General features: G+C 64.7%; 28 protein-coding genes. 13 read left to right on the forward strand and 15 right to left on the reverse strand.

Features of this window, described 5'->3' with window-relative positions:
- Positions 1–25 precede the first annotated feature (25 nt).
- Positions 26–1,057, reverse strand: coding sequence for a mannose-1-phosphate guanylyltransferase (locus A3E77_RS05870; protein ID WP_293644104.1), 1,032 nt, complete (start codon positions 1,055–1,057; stop codon positions 26–28).
- Between the two features lie 361 nt (positions 1,058–1,418).
- Here A3E77_RS05870 and A3E77_RS05875 point away from each other — a divergent pair, with 361 nt between their 5' ends.
- A complete protein-coding gene (locus A3E77_RS05875; RefSeq protein ID WP_054727930.1) occupies positions 1,419–1,643 on the forward strand; it encodes a hypothetical protein in 225 nt (74 codons plus the stop codon).
- Between the two features lie 36 nt (positions 1,644–1,679).
- Here the strand turns inward: A3E77_RS05875 and A3E77_RS05880 are convergent, their stop codons facing one another.
- Positions 1,680–1,976 carry a hypothetical protein gene (locus tag A3E77_RS05880; protein WP_054727928.1) on the reverse strand — a complete coding sequence of 99 codons (297 nt, stop codon included), beginning with the start codon at positions 1,974–1,976 and terminating at the stop codon, positions 1,680–1,682.
- 190 nt (positions 1,977–2,166) lie between these two features.
- Positions 2,167–3,102: an SDR family oxidoreductase gene (locus A3E77_RS05885; protein WP_293644106.1), complete on the reverse strand. Its 936-nt coding sequence runs from the start codon at positions 3,100–3,102 to the stop codon at positions 2,167–2,169.
- Positions 3,103–3,313: 211 nt separating this feature from the next.
- Here A3E77_RS05885 and A3E77_RS05890 point away from each other — a divergent pair, with 211 nt between their 5' ends.
- The 3 genes from A3E77_RS05890 (at position 3,314) to A3E77_RS05900 (ending at position 5,291) form a co-directional block, all read left to right on the forward strand.
- The gene (locus A3E77_RS05890) at positions 3,314–3,979 is read left to right on the forward strand and encodes an alpha/beta hydrolase (RefSeq protein WP_293644108.1); all 666 of its coding nucleotides are present in this window, start codon (positions 3,314–3,316) and stop codon (positions 3,977–3,979) included.
- Positions 3,980–4,144: 165 nt separating this feature from the next.
- Positions 4,145–4,936 (forward strand): DUF1206 domain-containing protein, encoded by a 792-nt coding sequence (locus tag A3E77_RS05895; protein ID WP_293644110.1) that lies wholly within the window; start codon positions 4,145–4,147, stop codon positions 4,934–4,936.
- A 79-nt stretch (positions 4,937–5,015) separates the two neighbouring features.
- A complete protein-coding gene (locus tag A3E77_RS05900; RefSeq protein ID WP_054727924.1) occupies positions 5,016–5,291 on the forward strand; it encodes a hypothetical protein in 276 nt (91 codons plus the stop codon).
- A 131-nt stretch (positions 5,292–5,422) separates the two neighbouring features.
- Here the strand turns inward: A3E77_RS05900 and A3E77_RS05905 are convergent, their stop codons facing one another.
- The 7 genes from A3E77_RS05905 to A3E77_RS05935 all read right to left on the reverse strand — a co-directional run bounded on the left by A3E77_RS05905 (position 5,423) and on the right by A3E77_RS05935 (position 10,500).
- Positions 5,423–6,289 (reverse strand): alpha/beta fold hydrolase, encoded by an 867-nt coding sequence (locus tag A3E77_RS05905; RefSeq protein ID WP_293644112.1) that lies wholly within the window; start codon positions 6,287–6,289, stop codon positions 5,423–5,425.
- Between the two features lie 25 nt (positions 6,290–6,314).
- On the reverse strand, positions 6,315–6,857 hold the full coding sequence (locus tag A3E77_RS05910; RefSeq protein ID WP_293644114.1) for a PRC-barrel domain-containing protein: 543 nt from the start codon (positions 6,855–6,857) through the stop codon (positions 6,315–6,317).
- A gap of 7 nt (positions 6,858–6,864) precedes the next feature.
- Positions 6,865–7,347 carry a GFA family protein gene (locus A3E77_RS05915; RefSeq protein WP_293644116.1) on the reverse strand — a complete coding sequence of 161 codons (483 nt, stop codon included), beginning with the start codon at positions 7,345–7,347 and terminating at the stop codon, positions 6,865–6,867.
- A 114-nt stretch (positions 7,348–7,461) separates the two neighbouring features.
- Complete coding sequence (locus A3E77_RS05920; RefSeq protein ID WP_293644117.1) at positions 7,462–7,893, reverse strand: pyridoxamine 5'-phosphate oxidase family protein; 432 nt, start codon at positions 7,891–7,893, stop codon at positions 7,462–7,464.
- A gap of 93 nt (positions 7,894–7,986) precedes the next feature.
- Positions 7,987–8,526 (reverse strand): DUF1543 domain-containing protein, encoded by a 540-nt coding sequence (locus A3E77_RS05925; protein WP_293644119.1) that lies wholly within the window; start codon positions 8,524–8,526, stop codon positions 7,987–7,989.
- Positions 8,523–10,175 carry an FAD/NAD(P)-binding protein gene (locus tag A3E77_RS05930; protein WP_293644121.1) on the reverse strand — a complete coding sequence of 551 codons (1,653 nt, stop codon included), beginning with the start codon at positions 10,173–10,175 and terminating at the stop codon, positions 8,523–8,525. Before A3E77_RS05930 ends, A3E77_RS05925 begins: the two co-directional genes overlap by 4 nt.
- A gap of 148 nt (positions 10,176–10,323) precedes the next feature.
- Complete coding sequence (locus A3E77_RS05935) at positions 10,324–10,500, reverse strand: hypothetical protein (RefSeq protein ID WP_167346272.1); 177 nt, start codon at positions 10,498–10,500, stop codon at positions 10,324–10,326.
- A 260-nt stretch (positions 10,501–10,760) separates the two neighbouring features.
- Between A3E77_RS05935 and A3E77_RS05940 the strand changes: the two genes are divergently transcribed.
- From A3E77_RS05940 to A3E77_RS05960, 5 genes are all read left to right on the forward strand, one after another.
- Positions 10,761–10,943, forward strand: a complete 183-nt coding sequence (locus tag A3E77_RS05940) for a DUF3606 domain-containing protein (protein WP_293644123.1) — start codon at positions 10,761–10,763, stop codon at positions 10,941–10,943.
- Positions 10,940–11,503, forward strand: coding sequence for a hypothetical protein (locus A3E77_RS05945; protein ID WP_293644125.1), 564 nt, complete (start codon positions 10,940–10,942; stop codon positions 11,501–11,503). The genes A3E77_RS05940 and A3E77_RS05945 overlap by 4 nt, the downstream gene beginning before the upstream one ends.
- Positions 11,503–11,985, forward strand: coding sequence for a DUF421 domain-containing protein (locus A3E77_RS05950; protein ID WP_056350254.1), 483 nt, complete (start codon positions 11,503–11,505; stop codon positions 11,983–11,985). The genes A3E77_RS05945 and A3E77_RS05950 overlap by 1 nt, the downstream gene beginning before the upstream one ends.
- A 69-nt stretch (positions 11,986–12,054) precedes the next feature.
- Positions 12,055–12,555 carry a hemerythrin domain-containing protein gene (locus tag A3E77_RS05955; protein WP_293644127.1) on the forward strand — a complete coding sequence of 167 codons (501 nt, stop codon included), beginning with the start codon at positions 12,055–12,057 and terminating at the stop codon, positions 12,553–12,555.
- Between the two features lies 1 nt (position 12,556).
- A complete protein-coding gene (locus A3E77_RS05960; RefSeq protein ID WP_293644129.1) occupies positions 12,557–13,042 on the forward strand; it encodes a CinA family protein in 486 nt (161 codons plus the stop codon).
- Positions 13,043–13,110: 68 nt separating this feature from the next.
- On the opposite strand, the gene A3E77_RS05965 is transcribed toward A3E77_RS05960, so the two are convergent.
- Both A3E77_RS05965 and A3E77_RS05970 read right to left on the reverse strand, forming a co-directional pair.
- Positions 13,111–13,596, reverse strand: coding sequence for a hypervirulence associated TUDOR domain-containing protein (locus A3E77_RS05965; RefSeq protein WP_293644131.1), 486 nt, complete (start codon positions 13,594–13,596; stop codon positions 13,111–13,113).
- 136 nt (positions 13,597–13,732) lie between these two features.
- On the reverse strand, positions 13,733–14,086 hold the full coding sequence (locus A3E77_RS05970; RefSeq protein WP_293644133.1) for a response regulator: 354 nt from the start codon (positions 14,084–14,086) through the stop codon (positions 13,733–13,735).
- Positions 14,087–14,347: 261 nt separating this feature from the next.
- Between A3E77_RS05970 and A3E77_RS05975 the strand changes: the two genes are divergently transcribed.
- From A3E77_RS05975 to A3E77_RS05985, 3 genes are read left to right on the forward strand one after another with little or no spacing between them, the layout of a single operon-like run.
- Positions 14,348–15,850, forward strand: coding sequence for a sensor histidine kinase (locus tag A3E77_RS05975; RefSeq protein WP_293644135.1), 1,503 nt, complete (start codon positions 14,348–14,350; stop codon positions 15,848–15,850).
- Positions 15,843–16,289, forward strand: coding sequence for a response regulator (locus A3E77_RS05980; protein ID WP_293644137.1), 447 nt, complete (start codon positions 15,843–15,845; stop codon positions 16,287–16,289). Before A3E77_RS05975 ends, A3E77_RS05980 begins: the two co-directional genes overlap by 8 nt.
- Positions 16,286–17,359 (forward strand): sensor histidine kinase, encoded by a 1,074-nt coding sequence (locus A3E77_RS05985; protein ID WP_235535731.1) that lies wholly within the window; start codon positions 16,286–16,288, stop codon positions 17,357–17,359. Before A3E77_RS05980 ends, A3E77_RS05985 begins: the two co-directional genes overlap by 4 nt.
- Here the strand turns inward: A3E77_RS05985 and A3E77_RS05990 are convergent.
- The 3 genes from A3E77_RS05990 to A3E77_RS06000 all read right to left on the reverse strand — a co-directional run bounded on the left by A3E77_RS05990 (position 17,356) and on the right by A3E77_RS06000 (position 20,311).
- On the reverse strand, positions 17,356–18,351 hold the full coding sequence (locus tag A3E77_RS05990; protein WP_293644139.1) for a cation diffusion facilitator family transporter: 996 nt from the start codon (positions 18,349–18,351) through the stop codon (positions 17,356–17,358). The genes A3E77_RS05985 and A3E77_RS05990 overlap by 4 nt on opposite strands.
- Positions 18,352–18,524: 173 nt before the next feature.
- Positions 18,525–19,868, reverse strand: a complete 1,344-nt coding sequence (locus A3E77_RS05995) for a PQQ-dependent sugar dehydrogenase (protein WP_293644141.1) — start codon at positions 19,866–19,868, stop codon at positions 18,525–18,527.
- Positions 19,865–20,311, reverse strand: a complete 447-nt coding sequence (locus A3E77_RS06000; protein ID WP_293644143.1) for a DUF2231 domain-containing protein — start codon at positions 20,309–20,311, stop codon at positions 19,865–19,867. Before A3E77_RS06000 ends, A3E77_RS05995 begins: the two co-directional genes overlap by 4 nt.
- A gap of 92 nt (positions 20,312–20,403) precedes the next feature.
- Between A3E77_RS06000 and A3E77_RS06005 the strand changes: the two genes are divergently transcribed.
- The coding region (locus A3E77_RS06005) for a cytochrome c oxidase assembly protein (protein ID WP_293644145.1) at positions 20,404–21,078 on the forward strand (675 nt) is incomplete at its 3' end.

Genomic DNA, 21,078 nt, shown 5'->3' on the forward strand with positions numbered 1-21,078 from the left:
TGGGAAAGTGAGCCGGGGCATGACTTCAGGCGCGCGCCTTGGCTGCGGCCCGGACCTCCTGCGATCGGTCGAGCGCGATAACGAGGATATCGTCGCCGTCGACGATGACGCCGACATTGTCCATGCCGACGAGCGACACGCGTTTTCCGGGCGCGCGGACGAGGCAATTGTGGCTGTCGTGTGCGAAAAGATCGTCGCTGCAAGCATTACCGGCTGCGTCGGCACCTGCGAGCGCGTGCACCGCCTGCCAGCTGCCTAGGTCCGACCAGCCCATCGACACGGGGACGACCGCGACGCGGGCGTCTTTCTCCATCACGGCATAGTCGATCGAATCTGACGGCGCCTGTTCGAACGGCGCGCTTGCCGCGTGCAGGGCATCGCCATCGTGCAGCGCATTGGCGACCGCGGCTTCCGCCGCGCGATATATGGCCGGGCAATGCGTGAGCATCGCCTCGCGCATGCGACCGGCCCGGAAGAGGAAGATGCCGGCGTTCCAGCTGTAGCCACCCTCGCGAAGCATCGCTTCGGCATCGGCGAGCGGCGGCTTCTCGACGAAGCGGGCGACGGCAAATCCCACGTTGCCGAGCGGTGCGCCGCTGGCGATGTAGCCGAAGCCGGTGTCGGGCCGATCGGGGGCGATGCCGAATGTGACCAGCCAGTCGTCGCGCGCCAGATCGGCGGCTTTGGCGATGGCGCCCCGGAATGCGGCTACATCGGCGATGACATGATCGCTCGGCATGACGAGCAGCAGCACGTCATCGGCCGACGAAGCGACCGCGAGTGCGATGGCGGCAGCGGTGTTGCGCGCCGCGGGCTCGACGATCAGCCGAAGATCGCGACCCTCGGATTGCTCGCGCACCATCGCGACATGCTCGGCGCCGCACACGATGAGCGGCGCTAAAAAGCCGGCTCCGGTTGCCCGATCGAGCGTGCGGGCGAACAGGCTCTCCTTTCCGATGATATCCAGAAACTGTTTGGCACGCGCGCCGCGGGAAGCGGGCCAGAGGCGCGTACCCGCGCCGCCGCAAAGAATGACGGGCTGGATCGTCGCAGACATAGGATCAACCTTCCAGGATCGGGCGGATGCGCGCGAGTTCGACCCGGTCGCGGCGCGCCGAGACCCTCCGCCGTTTTCGAAATTAGCGACCGGCTGGACCATGTCCGCACGAACGCCGCGCAAGCGAGCGAGTTGCCCCTGTTTCCGCAAAAAGGCCCGAAATACCGGGCGGATTAACGCAGGTTATACCGAATTCTCGCATGCGTGATCCGGATTGAGCGCGGTCAGCGTGTCCTGTTGCGCCGGAAAATTGCGAAGTCGGCGATAAGAATGCTTCAACGACGAAGATTGTGGAGGCTTGCCGGTCGGACTTCACTTCCGCCGCATGCAGCCCGCCGGGGCACCGGGGCGTTGAACAGGCATGAACCAGAGCGACACCTTTCTGATGCTGGCCGGGCAAGAATTGAAATTCCTCTCCGACCTCATCGCGCGGATCGATCAAGGACGTCTTGATCCTGTCGGCCTCGACCGGGAGGCCGCGATCCTCCTCCTGCGCGAGGTAGCGGCGGAGCGCCGAAGCCTAGTCGATCGCCTGAAATCTTATGAGGGTGAGGGCGGCGCTGCCTGGACCGGAGCGCCCGTATAGGGGCTCTTTGTCGGTCCTTGCTAATCTCGTCCGCCGCTATCCCTTGGCATTTCGGCGGCGCGTTTCCCAACCCTTTTTCGCGGCCGCCGATCGCTTTTCGCTGCTCTTGCCCGTACCGCTTTTGCGGCCACCTTTTCTCGAGGCTTCATGGGTATCGGGCTGGCCACGGCCGGAACCCGACTTGTTGCCGCCGCCCGACTCCTTGTTCACCGTTGCCCATGCGCGGCTCTCCGCTTCCTTCTTGCCGACGCCGCGCTTCTCATAACTTTCTTCGATATGCTCAGCCTTGCGCTTTTGCTTGTCGGTGTAGCTTGATTTGTCCCCACGGGGCATGACAATTCTCCCTATCCGGCCCCCTTTGGTCAACCAACGGAACATCTTGGGGTTCCGCTAAAGACGCTAATCGGTGGCATGCAAGACCTCGCTTCCGGAGACGGACACGAGCGCGCTGGCCGTGTCGGCACCGCGTGACAATCGTTGCGAGCGGCGGCGGCGCCCAGATATGATTGCCGCTCGGCGCGGTCTATCCGTTGACGACCGTTCCGCCGTTCGGGTGGAGCACCTGGCCCGACATGTAGCTGCTGTCGTCGCACGCAAGAAAGAGGAAGCTCGGCGCGACCTCGTTGGGCTCTCCCGGTCGCTTCATCGGCGTCGTCTCGCCAAAACTTTCGACTTTTTTGGCTGGCGCTCCGCCGCGTGGATTGAGCGGGGTCCAGATCGGTCCGGGCGCGACCGCATTCACCCTGATGCCCTTCTCGATCAGATTCTCGCTGAGCGAGCGCGTGAAGGCGGTAATGGCGCCCTTGGTCGCACTATAGTCGAGCAGACCACCGCTCCCCTGATACATTGTCACGCTCGTGCAATTGATGATCGCCGCGCCTTTCTTGAGATGCGGCAGCGCAGCCTGCACAAGATAGAACATGCCGAAGATATTGGTGGCGAAGGTGCGCTGCAGCTGCTCCGGGCTGATGTCGCGAATATCGTCCGCCGGATGCTGTTCGCCCGCATTGTTGACGAGAACATCGATGCGCTTCAGCTTGCTCACGACCTTGTCGACGATAGTCTTTCCGGCGCTGGTTTTAGCCACGTCGGCCTTGACGAGGATCGCGGTGCGCCCTTCGGCGCCTACGAGCGAAGCCGTTTCCTCGGCATCGGCCTTGTTGCTCTTGTAAACGATTGCGATGTCCGCACCTTCGCGGGCGAACAATACGGCTACCGCGCGCCCGATCCCGCTGTCGCCGCCGGTCACGATCGCGACCTTGTCCTTGAGCCGGTCGGAACCGGCATAGCGCGGCTCCCATTTCGGCGCGCGGTCGAGATCGGATTCCCGGTCTTTCGGCGGCGTGCGGATCGTCTTCGTCTCGCCGACCTCCTTCCGCAGTTTCCTTGCCGCCGTCTGTTTTCCGCGCTTCTCGGACGCGGTTTCTCCGACCTTTCCGGCCTCTGATTTGCGTGCCATTGCCGACTCCTCCTGTTCTGCCTGTCATCGACAAACCGGCGGGGCCTACACTTGGTTGCGGAGCTCTTGGCTCATGCCGAGCTGCGCTGCGGCGGAGCTGTCCGGTACATTCCATGGGCTGGACATGCGAGGCCGACTTTCTACCTATGCAGCGTTGCAATCCTTACCGCCCGGGGGCGCGCCCTGCGCTGCCGAAGCTGAGAGAAGAAGTTTGTCCAAGATCGTGAACGGTGCCAGCCTGCAACCTCGCTCCGGAGGCGCCCCCAAAAACATCGTGCTGCTGCTCCACGGCTTCGGGTCGAGCGGCTCCGACATGATTTCGCTGGCGCCGGAGTGGCAGGAGGCCTTGCCAGACACGCTGTTTCTTGCGCCGCATGCACCGCAGCGATGTTCGATAATGGGCGGGGGCTACCAATGGTGGGGGCTGTCGGGTTTCGCCCCGGCGGCGTTGGCCGCAGGCGCTGCGTCGGCAGCGCCGGCGATCGACGCGTTCATCGATCGCAAGCTCGCGCAATATGACCTCAGCGAGGCCGATCTCGCCCTTGTGGGTTTCAGCCAGGGCACGATGATGGCGCTTCAGGTCGGCCTTCGCCGCCCCCGCGCCGTTGCCGCTATCGTCGGCTATTCGGGCATGCTCGCGGGCGCGGCGGATCTCGGGCATCATGTTCCGTCGAAACCGCCAGTCCTGCTGGTGCACGGCACGGCCGACCCCGTCGTACCGATCGCGGCGCTGCACATGTCCGAGAGCCAGTTGAAGCGGCTCGGCGTCGAGGTCGAGACGCATATCTCCTACGGCGTCGCGCACAGCGTCGACCCGGTCGGACTGCGGACCGGCCGCGACTTCGTGACCGGCGCCTTTGTAAAAAGCTGCGGCTGAACCGCGCAGCTTCGTCACGGCGGCATCGGGCGCACGGGTGTGGGCGAGCGACGCGGGGTGGCCGGGAAGGGAGAGGGGGGGCAGCCGCGGTGGGGTGGGAGCCGCGCGGAACTGCCGGGTGCAGCGGGCGTTGGCCTGATAGGTCAACATTCGGGGACAGGCATTATGAACAAGCTGCGGCGGCTCGAGACATTTGCGCGGACGGGGTGGTTCGCGCGCGGCGTCGTCTATTGCCTGCTGGCATGGATAGCGCTCACCGGTTCGTCGGCCGACGACGCCAGTCCGCAAGCTGTGTTCCGCTCGGTCCGCGATATGCCCGCTGGCTCGATCCTTCTTGCTTCTCTCGCGATGGGTCTGGCGCTTTACGGCGCCTATCGCCTGTACGGGGCGGCGCTCGATAGCGAAAACAAGGGAACCGGTGCGAAGGGCGTCGCTGTGCGGATAGGCTATGCCGCGAGCGGCATCGCCCATTTCATTCTCGCCTGGGCGGCGCTTCGCCTTGCCTCGGGCGGCGGCGCCGAAGACGGCCGCGAGAAAGAGGCGGCGGGCATGCTGCTCGACCTGCCCCTCGGCGGCCTGCTCCTAGGGCTCGTCGGCGCCGCCTTCCTCGCGGCGGCCGTGCACCAGGCCGTCAAGGCCTGGACCACCGAATTTACAAAGGATCTCGATGCGGCAGCACCTGCATGGGCCGTGCCCGTCGGGCGGGCGGGTCTTGCGGCGCGCGCGGTCGTGTTCGCGGTCATCGGCGCCTCGCTCGTGCGCGGCGGCTGGTTCGGCGCTGCCCGCGAGGTCAAGGGCCTCGGCGACGCGCTCTCGGCGCTCACCGACAATCCGCCGCTCTATCTGCTCGTTGCCGCCGGGCTGTTCCTGTTCGGCGTACACAGCTTCGTCGAGGCCCGCTGGCGGCGGCTTCGCGATGAAGACATGATCGCGCGGATCATGGCAGCGCGACGCTGACGATGCCCATAGCGCAGGCCTGCGGAACCCTGTGGGCTTCGCCGCGTTAGCAGGGCAGTCATCAACAGGGAGAGTCTCGATGAAAAAGCTGTTTGTAACCCTCGCCGCAACCTCGGCCCTCGCGCTCGGCGCCTGCCAGAGCCCCGCCGCCGACAAGGTCGAGGATCAGGCCGAAGCGAAGGCCGAGGCGATCGACGATCAGGCCGACGCGATGCCCGAAGGTCCCGCCAAAGAGGCGATGGAGCAGAAGGCCGATGTCGTCGAAGAGCAAGGCGAGGAAAAAGCCAACGCGATGGACGACAATGGCGAGATCGCTCCGTCCGAAACCGGCGTCGGCGACACCCAGAAGAAATAAGACTGCCTTCCCTAAGGGCAGGGTGAAGGGCGCCGGTTCCGGCGCCCTTTATCGTTGCGGTGGCCCGGCCCGGGCTGCTGGCAGCTGGGGCCGCTGGGACAAGGCAAGGGAACGCGGTTCGGCGTCGCTTCTCAGCACAGCGTCCGATCGAGAAAGTCCCTGATCAGCGGGACAACCTCGTCGAGATTGGTTTCGAGAAGCCAATGGCCGCCGTCTAGCATATGCAGCTCGGCCGCGGGGAGATCGCGCAAATAGGCGCGCGCAGACTTCTCGGGCATATAGAAATCCTGCGGACCCCAGACGATGAGCGTCGGCGGGTGGTGCTCGCGCAGATAGCGCCGATGCGCGCCGAACCACGAGCGGTTGGCCTTGAGGCCCCCGATAAGGTCGATCGCGATTTCGCGGCGCCGCGGAGTGATCAGCGACCAGTGCAGTTTCCAGAGGTCCGGCGGAATGCGCGGCACGAGATCGGGCCGCACGTCGTTCAGAAACTCCTCCCGAAAAACATCCTCGCTGATTGCCTTGCCGATCTCGGCGCGCATCTCGCGTTCGGGAAGCGACCAGCTCTTCTCTATCTCGGCATATTTGTCGCCCAGCGCATCCTCATAGGGAATGTCCCCATTCTGGATGATCTGCGCGAGGATGCGTTCAGGCTGCATGATCGCGACACGCGCGCCGATCGGCGATCCGAAATCGTGAAGATAGAGCACAAAGCGCTCGACGCCGAGCGCACGCACGAACCCGTCGAGAAGCTGCGCATAGCCGTCGAAGCTATAGTCGAAATGCTCGGGCGTATCGCTGTAGCCCATGCCCGGATAATCGGGTGCGAGCAGCCGCCACCGATCGCCAAGCCGCGGCAGGAGATTGCGAAACTCGAACGACGAACAGGGATAGCCATGCGGCAGCAGCAGCACCGGAGCGTCGGGCGGTCCTGCCTCCCTGTAAAAGATATCAACTCCGCCGACATCGATCCGCCGATGGAGAGTTTCTCCGTTCACAGTCGATGCTCCTCGCGTCACGATCTCAAGGGGCTGGCAGTTTCACTTCGGGCAGCGCATCGAGGTCGGCCTTGGTCATGCTCGTCTCAAGATCGGTGTCGCCGCCGCGCACGATGGGCTTGAGGCCCTGCACCGGTACATGGACGTAGCGGTCGGGACCGACGCCTTCGAGCTCGACGAGGAGACGGTCCACCTTGTCGTCGGCGCCGCGCAGCACCTGCGATACGTCTCCGAGATCCTTCCCGTCCGCGCCGACGATATCGGCGTCGAGAAGTTGTGCCTCGCTGAGGCCGAGCGCCGCAGGGAGGGGGCCGGCGACCGTGGCGCTGGTCTCGGCTGCACGTTCCATCCTGTCCTCGGCAGCTTCCTGCTTGCTGTCGCAAGCGGCGAGAAAAAGTGCGGCGCCGGCACCGAGGATGAGGATGCGCATGTCTTGTCCTTTCAGTAGGGGATCGAGCTCCGGTTCGACGCGGCGGAACTCGAAATCGTCATGATCTGACCAGGAAACGCCCCGCTGCAAAAGCGGTTGCGATTTTGCCCCGTGTGGTTCTTGGGGCGCGGTCTTCATTTACGCCTCAGCCCGCCTCCGTGACCCCCTCGTCGAGCCCGCGCGTCTTCGGTCGCAGCGCCTTGTAGCGCGGAAGGAACGCAATCATCGGCATCCAGCTCGGCGCCTCGGCGGTATAAAGGTGGAAGGCTGGCGCAATCTCTTCGGGATCGTCCAGCGTCCCCGCCGCAATATCGATCTCATCGGCCTGGTGGCGCAGATGGATTGTTAGCGGCGAGCCGCACTTCCGGCAGAAGCTGCGCGTGCCGAAGCTGGTCGATGCGAAGCGTTCTATATGCTCTTCGCTCGCAAGGATGCGGTACCGGTCGAGATGGACCGTCGTAAAGACCATGCCGCCCGACCCCGAGACATGCTGACAGACACGGCAGTGACACCAGCCGCTATCATATGGCTTTTCTTCGAGGCGGTACCGAACCGCGCCGCAAGCGCAGCCCCCATCGAGCGAAACCTCTTCGGCGCTTGCACTATCGCTATCGGAAGCGTTCGGCATGGAACTCGCCTTTCTCGCGGCGCGGGTATCGGAGAGGGTAATGGCAGACCGATGGGGTGGTGGCTTCTCTTTGTCCTTCACCGACCGGGAACCGTGGCGGGATGTCTTTCCTTGTCAGAGCTGAACTTCGCCCTCATCCTCCCCGTCCCAATAATGCGCGCGGGTGCCCGAGACCTTGATGAGGACGATCCCGGGCGTCTCGATACCGTCCGGCCACCAGCGTTCGAGTCCTTTCGTCCAATGTTCGGCGAATGCGGCCTTGTCGCGGATGAGCGTTGCGTGACCCTCGACGGCGAGGAAGAAGGGCCGCATGCCGAGCAGGCCCGATTTGCCCTGATAGCTCAGATTGACGTTCGGGTTGGCCGCGATATCGGCGACCATGAGGGACGTCTCGTCGGTGAAGAACCAGGCGTCGCCGTCATAATTGACTTCGCGATTGTTGCTCATCGGCCGCGACCCGATGGCGCCGCCCGCCGTGTGCGTGGCGAGCATCGCGAAGTCGATATCCTTCATCTTCTCGGAAAGCTGTTCGATCGTCATGGTCATGGGAGGAGCCTTTTGTCTGGAGCGTCTGTAACTGCATCAATGCGCCGCGAAGGCGGGAGTTGCGGAGGGGGGGGCTGCGCCTCGCGGCTTGGGTCAGGGACCGGTCGCGGCGGTCCGGCTTTGCTGGCGCGGGGCGCGGATCGGGCGATATTCGCAGGTGATCGCGAGCTCGCGCCGCGGGGCGGGCACGAGATGGATGTGGAGCCGGGCTTCGGCGGCGACCGCGTCGAGCGCAAAGGCCTGCTCGGCCTCGTACATCTCGTCGCGGTGCGGCTGCACCCACTGCCGCACCGATGCGAGCGCGCGCGACTTCGCACGCGCGAGCGTGTCCGCCACAATGAAAAGATTGCGGTGGCGCTCGAGAAATTCGCCCCGGATATAGCCGCCTAGATTGACATAATAGAGCCGTTCGGGACCCTCGAACGGCGCGGTCTTCAAAACTATGTCATAGCCATCGGCGTGATCGATCTCGGCCCAGCAGTCGATATGGAGGCTGCCCGGCGTGCCCCACCATTGGCTGCGGAGCGCATCATAAGTGTCGGTGATCGTGGGCGCGGCGACGAAGCGCATGTCGTGCAGCTCGATATTGGCGCCGGCCATCTCGCCGCCGACATATATGGCGAAGAGCTTCACGCGGCCTTCTCCTCGGTAGTCGCCTGGCCGATCGCGGCTGCGAGCTGTTCTCCGACAACCAGGCCCATTTCGTGCGAACTCGTGATTCCCTGGATGAAAGGGTGGCGGCCGAGCAGGAAGGGCAGGCTGAGGCAGAAGAGGCGGGATTCCGGGATATCGTCTGCAATCGGGTGGAAGGCATCGTCGATCGCGATGCCCCGCGCCTCCGCCTTGCCGGCACCAGGCGCTGCATCGCGCACGATGCCCTGTTGGCGCAGCGAGGGGAATGGAAAGGCTGCGGCGCCGAGCGGGCGCTGGCCCATCGCCTCGATAAACACCTCGAAATGCCGCCGCTCGCCGCCCAAGATCAGGGACGCGCCGGCCTCGTCGCCGCCCGTGTCGATGCGGTAGTCGTCGCCGATCGCCGTGACATCGAGCTTCCCGGCGCGATGGAGCGCGATCAGCCGCCGGATCGATTTGTGGGGAACGGTGGCATAATCGTCGACGAACACCGGCTTGAAGTAACGGACGAAGCGGCGGTAGTCCGTTCCCTCCAGATATGGCACAAGAAGCGCGAGCACTTCGTGCATGCGCAGGATCGCGTAGCGCCACGCGACGGTGTGCCTTGCGGCATAGTCGTGCTGCGCTTCGGCGAGATTGGCCTCGGCCCACACAAAGGGATCGCTCGCTGCGCGCCGCGCAAAATAGGCTTCGCAGAAGCCCTCAAGGTCGAGCTCCTCCAGGCCGATGCCCGCGGCGTAAGGGGGATCGGCAGCGGCAAGCTCCGCCTTGAACAGTGCGAAGGCGGCATCGAGCAGCTGGTCTTCTTCGCTCGCAACGAGACGCGTGATCGCCTCCTCGGTACAGATGTCGAGCGGCTCATAGGGAAGCGGCGCATAGAAATCGGCTTCGGGGAGCAGGCCCTTCCTCGACATCATCGTCATGTGGAACGCGTCGGTGGCGGATGCCGGACGATAATGCGTCTCGCCGTCCCGGGTTTCGTCAAACGAGCCATGGATGTTGGCGAGCGCGATACAGGCGTCGATGGCCGTGAGCGAGCTGCCCCGAATGCCGATATCGCAGGGCGGTACCGTGGCCAGAGCCGAGGCGGGCCAGGGGCTGAGGAAATAGCCCGGCCGAACCTCGGGCTCGGAGGGCCATTGGTGGCCCGTCGCGAGGACGACATGATCGAAAGCCTCGTCGGCGAGTTCGCCCGACCTCGTGCGAACCTTGAGTATCATCGCGCCCGACGTGCTGACCGCGTCCTCGACGCGGCATCGCGTGCGCAGCTCGACCTCGATACCGCGCGCGCGCGCCATGTCGATAACGGCGTCGAACTGGTCGCGGAAATATTCGCCGAGCGCGACCCGCGGATAGAAGGTCCGTTCGCCGATCGCATCGGGATCGATGCCGAGATCGGCGAGGCGCTCCGGCGGCTGACGTATCAGCCAGTCGCACAGCGTCTCGGCAAGCGGCGGGATTTCGATGCTGGCGATATTCGCCAGCATGGCGGGGTCGTTCCAGCCGGGCCGATAGGGCGTTCCGCGGCCCGCGCTCGCTTGCGCTTCATACACGGCAAGACGGAAGGGCGAGGGGTGGTGGGCGAGAAGCGCATGCAGCGTGTAGAGCGTGGTCGGGCCGGCTCCGACAAAGGCTATGCGGGGTGTCATGTTGCGACAATGCTCCGGGCGCGCAGAAGTTCGGCCGACTTGCTCTGGGTCAATGCGAATTCTCCTCCGCCAGCTGCTTCGGGACGCCGAGCAAAAAAAAGGGTCCGCATACGCGGACCCGAAGGGGGCCATCAACTTGGCGGGAGGATTAGTTTTCGGTGCCGGGAGTACCCGTCTTCGGCGGCTTGCCGTCTTCGATGCGGCCTTCGTTGCGAAGGTCGCGGCCTTCCTGCGCCTTGCGCTTGGCCTCGGGGCTGTCGCCGTTTTCGAAGGCTTCTTCCTTCACATAGCCGGCAGCTTCCTTGATCTGTCCTTTGACGCTCATGATACTCTCCATTGGCTGTGGGTTCTGGTGAGAGAAACCCTTGGACGCGGGCGAAAGTTGCCTGCGATCGCCCAGATTTATCTTCGCCTCCGTGCGCAACTTTGGCCGCATCGCGGCGTTTCGCGGCGCGTGTGAAAGAGTGACGACGGCGAGGCTTGGCCATTGCCCTGACGCCTGCGAACGCCCTTCGGCGATCGTCGCCGAACCGCAACTTTTGAACCCTGCAGGCGTTCGCCCGTCATCATCGACGGGAGATGGGCGTGATCCACCAACAGTTCGAACATGATCGCATCGATCGAAGCGCGCCCGGCGCGATGCTCGCTTGGGCGCGCATATTGGGCGCCAGCCAGTCCGAGATATTGATCGCGGTCGCGGCTGTCGGAGATCGCGCCGATGCGGTTCGTACCTATCTCGCGCGGCCGTGGCCGGAGCCCCTCGCTTGACGGAGGGCCCCGAGGGGACGGGCGGCGACGCGGCTGCAGCGAACAGCCGTCGCCCGGACGGAATCAGCGAGAAGATGATCGCCGGGCAGCGCTGGCACCGCCACGCGAGCCCCGTGTCCTTCGTCCTGCTCGCTGCCATCGTCGCCGTCGCGCTATCGGGCCTCGTCGGTGGCCAGCCTAGTCTGCTGCGCGTCGAGGATTTTGGAGCAGCGCGGCTCGAGGTGAAGACGCCCTCGGTCATTCGCAACGGCGAGTTTTTCGAAACCCGCATTCGTGTCGAGGCGATCCGCGATGTTTCCGATGCGGTGCTTGCGGTCTCCCCGTCGCTCTGGACCGACATGACGATCAACACCATGCTCCCCGCCGCCGCCGAGGAAAGCTACAAGGACGGCGCCTATCGTTTCTCCTATGGGGAGCTTCGCGCGGGCGAGACGCTGGTCGTCAAGATCGATGGCCAGATCAACCCGCCGCTCTTCGCAGGAACCAAGGGCGAGATTGCGCTGTTCGACGGCGAGCAGCGGCTCGGCAGCATGCCGCTAGAGATCAAGGTCCTGCCCTGATGGATATCGTCCTTCGCGCGAGTGCGATGTTTTTCCTGCTCTATGCGCTGCTCCGTCTCATGGGGAAACGCGAACTGGGGCAGATGACGCCTTTCGAGCTGGTTCTGCTTGTGGTGATGGGCGACCTCATCCAGCAGGGCGTCACCCATAATGATTTCAGCCTGACCGGCGCGTTGCTCGCGATTGTGACCTTCGCCTTCTGGGCGCTCACCCTGAGCTGGGCGACCTATCTCTTTCCGCGGCTCAAGAATCTGCTCGAAGGCCATCCGCGCGTCGTGGTGAAGCAGGGCGAGATCATCCGCGACAATCTTCACCGCGACCGGCTTACCGCCGACGAGATCGAGTCCGAGATGCGGCTCGCGGGCATTGCCCACATTTCCGACGTGGAATGGGCGATCCTCGAGCCGCAGGGGAAGATCAGCTTCATCAAGCGGTCCGAAGGCGCGTCGCGCCAGCGCGATGCCGACGACGGCGCGGTGTGAGCGGATCGAGCGCAACTTTCGGGCTCGCCGCGCGCTGAACAGGCGCGGGGCATGACGATGGAGACTGCCATGAAACCGACCGAAATCGACACCGACGCCACCCATATCCTTGCAGCCGATCACCGGGCGGTCGAAGCCCTGTTCGAGGAATTCGAGAAGGCCAGCGGGAGCGACCGCAAGGCGAAGATCGCCGACCAGATTTGCACCGAGCTCAAGATTCACGCGCAGATCGAGGAAGAAGTCTTCTATCCGGCGCTCAAGGGAAAGATCGACGACGATCTGCTGAAGGAGGCCTATGTCGAGCATGACGGCGCCAAGATCCTGATCAACGACATCGTCGCCTCGGGACCCGCCGACGAATTTTTCGAGGCAAAGGTCACGGTGCTGTCCGAAGAGATCAAGCACCATGTGAAGGAAGAGGAAAAGCAGCACGACAATATGTTCCAGCAGGCGCGCGCCGCCGATGTCGACCTCGACGCGCTAGGCGAGAGGATGCTCGCCCGGAAGGAAGAGCTGAAGCGCCAGGCCGAGACCGCAGGGCTGCCGCCCGCCGAACTCGCTACCATGTAGGGTGAGCGCGGCGACGCTGATCGAACGGCGCACGCGCAAGCTGGCCCGGCATCTCGCCGGCAAGACGCTGCGGTTCGTGACAGCCGAAAGCTGCACCGGCGGCCAGCTCGCAGCCATCTTCGCCGCTGACGCCGCGCTCGGAGCCCATCTCGAGCGCGGCTTCGTCGCTTATTCGATCGACGCCAAATGCGAGATGCTCGGTGTCCTTCGGAAAGACGCCGAACGGGGTGGGGCCGTCAATCCCGAGGTCGCGGCCGCGATGGCGACGGGCGCCCTCGGAAAAAGCTGCGCCGATATCGCCGTTGCGATCACGGGGTTTTGCGGGCCTCGCGAAGATCGTGAGGAAGTCGGTCTGGTCTACATCGGTGTGGCCAGTGCAGACGCGGCACACGTCGAGGATTTTCATTTCGGCGATATCGGCCGCCGCAATGTTCTCGATCAGGCGGTCGCCGCAGCACTCCAGATCATGATCGATGCGGCCTCGTGAACGAGGATCGCGGGCACTTCGGCGGGCGGGACCGGACGCCGGAGCTCGGCCGAGTTCGGCAGCCGTCCTTAACGCGGCTCTTTTCGTTTCAAGGCGCCGGCCTCGTGGGCCGCTCGCTTGCCTTCGGCCGTTTCGACCAGATATTCGGGGTTTTTCGGCGATGCCGCGACATAATGACCCTTGATGTCCATCGCTTTCGTCACTTTTTTCACGACCTTGCCCTCGGCGCGTCCGCCGTGGCTCTTCCAGGTCACCTCGTCGCCTTTCTTGGGTTCGTCCTTCAGGATCTCTCTCCTTTCCGCAAAACAGCCCGCGCGCGCGGCAAAGGTTCCTCCCGGAGAGGGAGCCGCGAGCGGGAAGACGTCTGGCGCAGGCCCTTTCGTTGCGATTGCCGGTGACGTGGGGAGGCTTCGATGAATGACGATCATGCACGCGGACAACGCGACGGTCTGCGGCTTGCCCTCGCCGTACTTGCCGCTGAAGAGGCGAAATGGGCCGCACTGCTTGGCGAGAGCCGATCCTGGCGGACGAACCGCGAACGCGAGGTACGCCACAAGGCGCTGCAAGTCGCCCAGAAGCGGATACAGACATTGCTCAACCGCATGTCTCCAAAAGGGTATGACGGGCTCGACCATGAGGTCGCCGCCGCCCTCGAGAAGGCCGGACTCTGATCGGCGGCGCGCGCTGGCCTTATTCTTGTGCGAGGCTGGCGAGCGCGGCTTCGAGACTATCGATCGTGAAAGGCTTCGCAAGGATCGGCCTGTCGCTCCAACAGGGGCCTGGCTGACCGACGAAACCGCCCGTCGCGACGAGGAAAGGGATCGACCGCGCCGCAAGGGCCTCTGCTACCGCATCGCACGGCAAACCGGATTCGAGATAAACGTCGACGATCGCGGCGTCGAATTCGCCTTTCGAGATATGCCTGAGCGCCGTAGCGATATCGCCCGCGTCGCCGACGATACCGTGCCCCAGCGCCTCCAACGCATCTTCGAGCATCATGGCGACAAGTGGATCATCTTCGACGACCAATATCCTCTTGGGCATATATTCCCTGTCAACAGCTTCGAGGCACCCGTGGCGCGGCTAAGAACGTTCGACTGTCCGGGGCATTCCGGTGATCGGCGTTGCTGTGTCGCACCTACGCGCCCGTATCTGCGACTCTCATTCAGAATCATATTGATCCATGTTAATCCGTGATCGGACGCCGCGCGTTAAGGGCTCGATGTGCCGGTGACGCTGCTTGCCACGACGGGCTCTGCAGTGCATGCACGGCGGACACAGATCGACCGGCCGAGGGGCATTTACATGGAATCGGCCAGGATCTCGTCGCTCGGCCGCGACACGCGGGCGAGCCGCCTGATCATCATTCTCCTGACGATCGGATTTGCCGCGCTGCTCGCTGCGGCATCGACAGCATTTTATGTGCAACGCCAGAATGAGGCCGACGCCCGCATGGTCGCGCATACGCTCGCGGTCGAAGCCAATCTCGGGGCCTTCGCAAGCGCGACCGAACGGATGGAGACGGCGCGCCGCGGGCTGATCCTGACGCAGAACCCGGCGTTCGCGACGATCATGGACGAAGCAGAGGGCCGGTCGCGCGCCCAGCTCGCATCGCTTGAGGCGCTGATCAGCGACAATCCGAACCAGCGCGGCCGCGCCGCCAGGCTTCGCGCGCGTCTCGATGCCTATGGCCGCCATTACCGGGCGACGCTCGGCCTCCGCGGCGCAGACCGCGCGGCGCTGATCGCCGACTTCGCGAACGACAAGGGCGTGCTCGAGGTGCGTGCCGCGCGCGCGCTCGTTGAGACGATGCTCGAGGGCGAACTCGCCCTCCTCAAGGATCGCGAAGCGCGGCAGCGGCGCACGCAATCGCTGTTCACCCTGACGCTGATCGGCACCGGCATTCTTCTGCTGGTCGTCGCCGCCGCGACATTGCTCCTCGTCCGCAACAATCTCGTCGAACTCCGGTCTTCGCGGGCGGAACTGCGCCGCCTCAACGAAGGGCTCGAGGAGCTGGTCGATGCGCGGACGGGCGAGCTCAAGCGCGCCAACGCCGAGATCCAGCGCTTCGCCTATATCGTGTCGCACGATCTGCGCTCGCCGCTGGTCAATGTGATGGGCTTCACCGCCGAACTCGAAACCGCGCGCAAGGCGATCTCGGGCTATCTCGAGCAGGGGGACAGGCAGGGCTGGCAGGCGCCCGACGCCGCGACCCGGCTCGCGATCGAGGAAGATCTGCCGGAATCGATCGGCTTCATCCGTACGTCGACGCAGAAGATGGACCGGCTGATCAACGCGATCCTCAATCTCTCGCGCCAGGGTCGACGTACGCTCGCACCCGAAACGCTTGCGCTCGGCGACGTCGTAGGCGCGATCGTCGGCAGCCTCCAGCACCGCATCGACGAGACCGGTACGACGGTCGAGGTGTCGGACCTGCCGTCCGTGATCAACGACCGGGTCGCGGTCGAGCAGATCCTCTCGAACCTCTTAGAGAATGCCCTCAAATATCTGCAGCCGGGGCGAGCCGGTATCATCCGGGTCGACGGCGGAACGGATCTCGGGCGCGCATGGGTCTCGGTCGCCGACAATGGTCGGGGCATCGAGCCGCGCGATCACGAACGCGTGTTCGACCTCTTCCGAAGGTCGGGCGTCCAGGACCAACAGGGGGAGGGGATCGGCCTTGCCCACGCCCGCGCGCTTGCCTATCGCCTCGGCGGTAATATCGAAATCCAGTCCGAACTCGGTGCGGGTTCCACCTTTCGGCTGATCCTGCCCCTCGTGTGGCAAAGCGGAGAAGAAGATGCCTGACCAACTGCCCGTAAACATCGTGATGGTCGAGGACGATGAGGGGCATGCGCGCCTTATCGAGAAGAACATCCGGCGCGCCGGCATTTCCAACAAGATCCATCATTTTCTCGACGGCACCTCGGCTCTCGAGTTCCTGTACGATGCGGCGGAGGGCCCGGTGCGCAACGGGCCGGCGCTCGTGCTGCTCGACCTCAATCTGCCCGACATGAGCGGGACCGACATTCTCGCCAGGCTGAAGGCCGACAGCAGTCCGCTGCGCCGCACGCCCGTCGTCGTGCTCACGACCACCGACGACAAGATCGAGATCCAGCGCTGCTACGACCTCGGCTGCAACGTCTATATCACCAAGCCGGTGAACTATGAGAATTTCGCCGACGCCATTCGCCAGCTCGGTCTCTTCCTGTCGGTGATCCAGGTCCCCGATCCCGACCCGGCTTGAGACCCGCCCTGGCCCACATTCTCTATATCGATGACGACGACGGCATGCGGCGGCTTGCGTCGCGCGCGCTTGGCCGGAAAGGTTATGAAGTCAGCCTCGCGGCAAGCGGCGGCGAGGGCGTCGACATGGCGAAGGTCACTGCCTTCGATCTCGTTGCCGTCGATCACTATATGCCCGGGCAGGACGGGCTTGCCACGCTCGAGGCGCTTCGCGCCCTGCGCGACTGCCCGCCCGTCGTCTATGTGACGGGCTCCGAGGAGAGCCGCATCGCCGTGGCGGCGTTGAAGTCGGGTGCCGACGATTATGTGGTAAAGTCGGTCGGCGAGGATTTCTTCGATCTCTTGGCCTCGAGCTTCGAACAGGTGCTCGAGCGTGCCCAGCTTCGGCGCGCGCGCGCCGAGGTGGAGAGCGAGCTGCGCGCGACCAATGCGCGGCTGGAAGCGCTGCTCAAGGAAGTGAACCACCGCGTCGCGAACAATCTCCAGATGGTGATGTCTTTCGTCGCCCTCCAGTCGAAGACGATCGCCGATCCCGCCGCCCGCGAGGCGCTGCAGAAGACGCAGCAACGGATCGCGACGGTCGCGCAAGTCAACCGGCGCCTCTACACCACAGACGACGTCGAATATGTGGCGATGGACGACTATCTGGGCGGCCTTGCCGAGGATCTCTCGGCAACCTGGTCGACGGGGGTCGCCGCGCGGCGTGTCATCGCCGACGTCGAGCCCATGCGTGTGGCCACCGACAAGGCCGTTGCGCTCGGCATGATCGCCAACGAATGGGTGAGCAACGCGTGCAAATATGCCTATGGCGACAGCCATGATGGCGAGATTCGGATATCGCTTCGCCGGGCCGACGAGACATTGCTCGAACTCGCGGTTGTCGACGACGGGGCAGGGATGCCGTCCGACGGAACGGCGCGCGGCACGGGTCTCGGAACGCGCCTCATCGAAGCGTTGGCGCGGACCCACAAGGCGGCTGTCTCTTACGGCGCGGTCGATGCTTCGCGCGATATGCCGGGCACGAGCGCGCTCATCAGGATCCAGTTGCGACCGGGCGAGCTCAAAGCCTAGTTTGCGCCGCGCGGCTGCCGCGCGGGTTCGGCCGCCGCCGACGGGCGAGGCTGGACGAGCGCATCGGACTGCTTTTCGGGGCGGATGTAGATCGAGCTGATATCGCTCGACGCAGCCTTGAGCTCGGCCTCGATCGCCTCGATCAACGTCTCGGCCTCACCCATGGCGAGACGATCCTCGAAGTCGGCGCTTACCGCGACGAAGATCGAATTGGGTGCGGTGTGGATCGTGCGCACATGATTGACGGCGGTAATTTCGCGGCGCCGTTCGACGATGGTCCAGATACGCGCGATCAGTTCGGGGTCCGCAGCCTCGCCGATCAACAGCTCCTTCGCTTCGCGGGCTAGAAGGATCGCGACCGCCGCTAGGATTGCGCCGATCGCCATCGAGGCGATGCCGTCGATCCGCGGATCCCCTGTCGCATGGCTCAGCCATATGCCGCCGGCGGCGATGGCGAGGCCGGCGAGCGCGGCGCTGTCTTCGAACAGGACGATGAAACCTGCGGGATCCTTCGACCGCCGCACCGCCGTCCACCAGCCGAGCCCGCGCCGCCCGGCGTTAAACTCGCGCACCGCGATCGTCCACGACGCACCCTCGAGCAGGAAGGCGATGGCGAGCACCACATAGTTGATCGTCGGATCGCGAAGCGGCTCGGGATCCCGGTAGTGAACCCAGCCTTCGTAGATGGAAATGCCGGCTCCGACGGCAAAGATGAGGATTGCGACGACGAACGCCCAGAAATAAAGTTCGCGGCCGTAGCCGAAGGGGTGACGATTGTCGGGCGGCCGCTTTGCCTTGGCCTGGCCGTAGAGGAGCAGCATCTGATTGCCGCTGTCGACGAGCGAATGGACCCCTTCCGATAGCATCGACGAGGAACCACTGATCCCCGCGGCGACAAATTTGGCGACGGCGATGCCGAGATTGGCAAAGAGCGCACCGTAAAGCACGATGTTCGCCCTGATATGATGCGCCCTCGAGCGCGGCTTGCCCATATCAGACTGGTCTATCACCGAGCTACCTTCGCCATCGCGGCCCAAGGGGCCGCGCAGGCTCTCGATATCGATAGACAGGGGATGGGACGCGTCATGGGTCAGCTACGCCCGGCGGGGCGGCACGTTCCCGAGACGCGTCGCTATGTCCCAAGCCGGGCGGCTCCGCCTGATTATCATTTGCTGGCTGCAGCAGCGACCGGTGATCCCATCGCGAGCGCGCGAGGTCCGGTGACGCGCCACACCGTGTTCGAGAGATCGTCGGCGATCCAGAGCGCGCCGCGCGCCGGGTCCCAGGTGACGCCGACCGGGCGGCCGCGCGCTTTGCCGTCCTTGATGAAGCCGGTCACGAAATCCTTCGGCTTGCCGGCAGGACGTCCGTTGGCGAAGGGGATGAAGCTGACCTTGTAGCCCGCGAGAGTCTGGCGGTTCCAGCTGCCATGCTCTCCAACGAAGGCGCCCGTCTCATAGCCCGGGAGCCCGCCTTCGGTCGCAAAGCTCAGCCCGAGCGGCGCGACGTGCGAACCGAGCGCATAATCGGGAGTGACTGCGGTCCTGACGAGCTCGGGCTTTTGTGGATGAACGCGCGGGTCGGGATGGCGTCCCCAATAACTGTAGGGCCAGCCGTAGAAAGCGCCCTCGCGCACCGAGGTCAGATAATCGGGTACGAGCTCGGCGCCAAGCTCGTCGCGTTCGTTCACCACCGCCCAGAGGACGTTCGACGATGGCTCGAAGGCGAGGGCGGTCGGGTTGCGGATGCCCGTGACGAAGATGCGGCTCGCGCCGGTGGCGGCATCGATCTCCCAAATGACGGCGCTATCCTCCTCGATGCTCATTCCCCGCTCGCCGATATTGCTGTTCGAGCCGATGCCGACATAAAGTTTCGACCCGTCCCCGCTCGCGGCGAGCGATTTCGTCCAGTGATGATTGACCGCTGCCGGGAGCTTGGTCACTTCCTCGCCCTTGCCAGCGATGCGCGTTGCGCCCGGCGTGTAGGCGAAGCGCAGCAGCGCACCCTGGTTGGCGACATAAAGGTCGTTCCCGACGAGCGCGAGGCCATAGGGCGCATCGAGATCCTCGATGAAGCTGGTACGAAGTTCGGGTTTGCCGTCGCCATTTGCGTCGCGCAGCAAGGTGATGCGGTCGCCGCCCTTCACCGAGGATTTTCCAAGGCTCTTGATATAGCCCGCGATCACATCCTTAGGGCGGAGCTTCGGCGCATGGCCGCCGGACCCTTCGGCGACGAGGATATCGCCATTTGGAAGCACGAGGATCTGTCGCGGAATCTTGAGGTCCGTCGCGACCGGCACGATCGTGAAACCGGCGGGAACGGTCGGAAGCTCGCCGTTCCATCCTGCAGGCTTGGCGATCTTCATCGGTGGGACCAGCGTCTCGTCGATCCTCGGCAGGCTCGGGCTGGTGCCCGTCTGGTCGAGCTTTTCATCGCCTTTGCCGCAGCCGGCGAGCGCGGCCGCTAGCGCCGCCGCAGCGACGAGGCCAAGCGAGGTCTGGCGGTTCATGCGCGGGGCTCCTTCGCTGCGTGGAGAAGCCAGGCGGCGGCAATCGCTGCAAGTGTGGATAGGGCCGAGAGGGTCACGCCGGCCGTGCCGACCGAACTCCAGGCATCCTGGCTATGCTCGAAGGCGTTCACTAGGCCCGCGATCCACATAACGAGGATCAGGAGGAAATAGGCGAGGGCGGGGGTTCGCGTGGGCAGCTTCCGGCGGCGGAGGAGGGCTATGGCGGACCACAGGAGCACCGGAGCCCCGAATATCAGCCCGCCCGTGATCAACCAGGCCGAGAAATTGCTCCACTGCATCTCGGCGCTGTTGAGATAGGTGATGTCGGAAAGGAGCGCGCTGCTGAACAGGGCGACCGGAAAGGCGAGGAGGATGGCGTGCAGCGGATGCGGCGCGTGTCGGCGATAGGGCGGGTCGATGCGAGGCGATGGGGCCGTTGCCATATTGATCTCCATGCAGGCCCCCGTCTGGATAATGCGCCGACCGCCCAATAGTTTCCCGGAACCCGCGCGCCGGGCGCGACGTTGGCAATTGGATGGATCCGTCCTCGATTCCCTATTGTGGTCCCGCGCCGATCCCGGCTGACTGGATGCTGCGCTGGAATCTCGATCTCTGGCTGTTGGCGGCGCTGGGCGCCGCGGCGCTGATGGCGTGGCGATGGAAAGCGCGCGGTCCCTTCTGGGCCGGGTTCGCGCTGATCGTTCTGCTGTTCGTGTCGCCGCTATGCGCCCTGTCGTCGGCGCTCTTCTCGGTGCGCGTCGCGCACCATATCATCCTGACCGCGGTTGCGGCTCCGCTGTTTGCGCTCGGCCTGCCGCGGTTTCGGCCGCGCGGCGGTGCGCCGCTATGGGCGGCCGCGCACATTCTCGCATTCTGGATCTGGCACGCGCCGGCGCCCTATGCTCTCGCGCTGGCGAGTGACGGCGCCTTCTGGTTGATGCAGCTTTCGTTGCTCGCGACCGCGTTCGGCTTCTGGGCTTCGCTCCGCTCGTCGTCGCCGCCGCTCGCGATCGGCCTGCTGCTTGCCATGATGGTGCAGATGGGGCTGCTCGGGGCGCTCATCACCTTCGCGGGCACGCCCCTCTATGCGCCCCATCTCGCGACGACGATGGCCTGGGGGCTGGCGCCGCTCGAAGATCAGCAACTGGCGGGGCTCATCATGTGGGCTCCTGCCGCGGCTCTTTATCTCGGCGCGGCGCTCTGGACCGGC

It is taken from the genome of Sphingopyxis sp. RIFCSPHIGHO2_12_FULL_65_19, from assembly GCF_001830555.1.
Classification (GTDB): domain Bacteria; phylum Pseudomonadota; class Alphaproteobacteria; order Sphingomonadales; family Sphingomonadaceae; genus Sphingopyxis.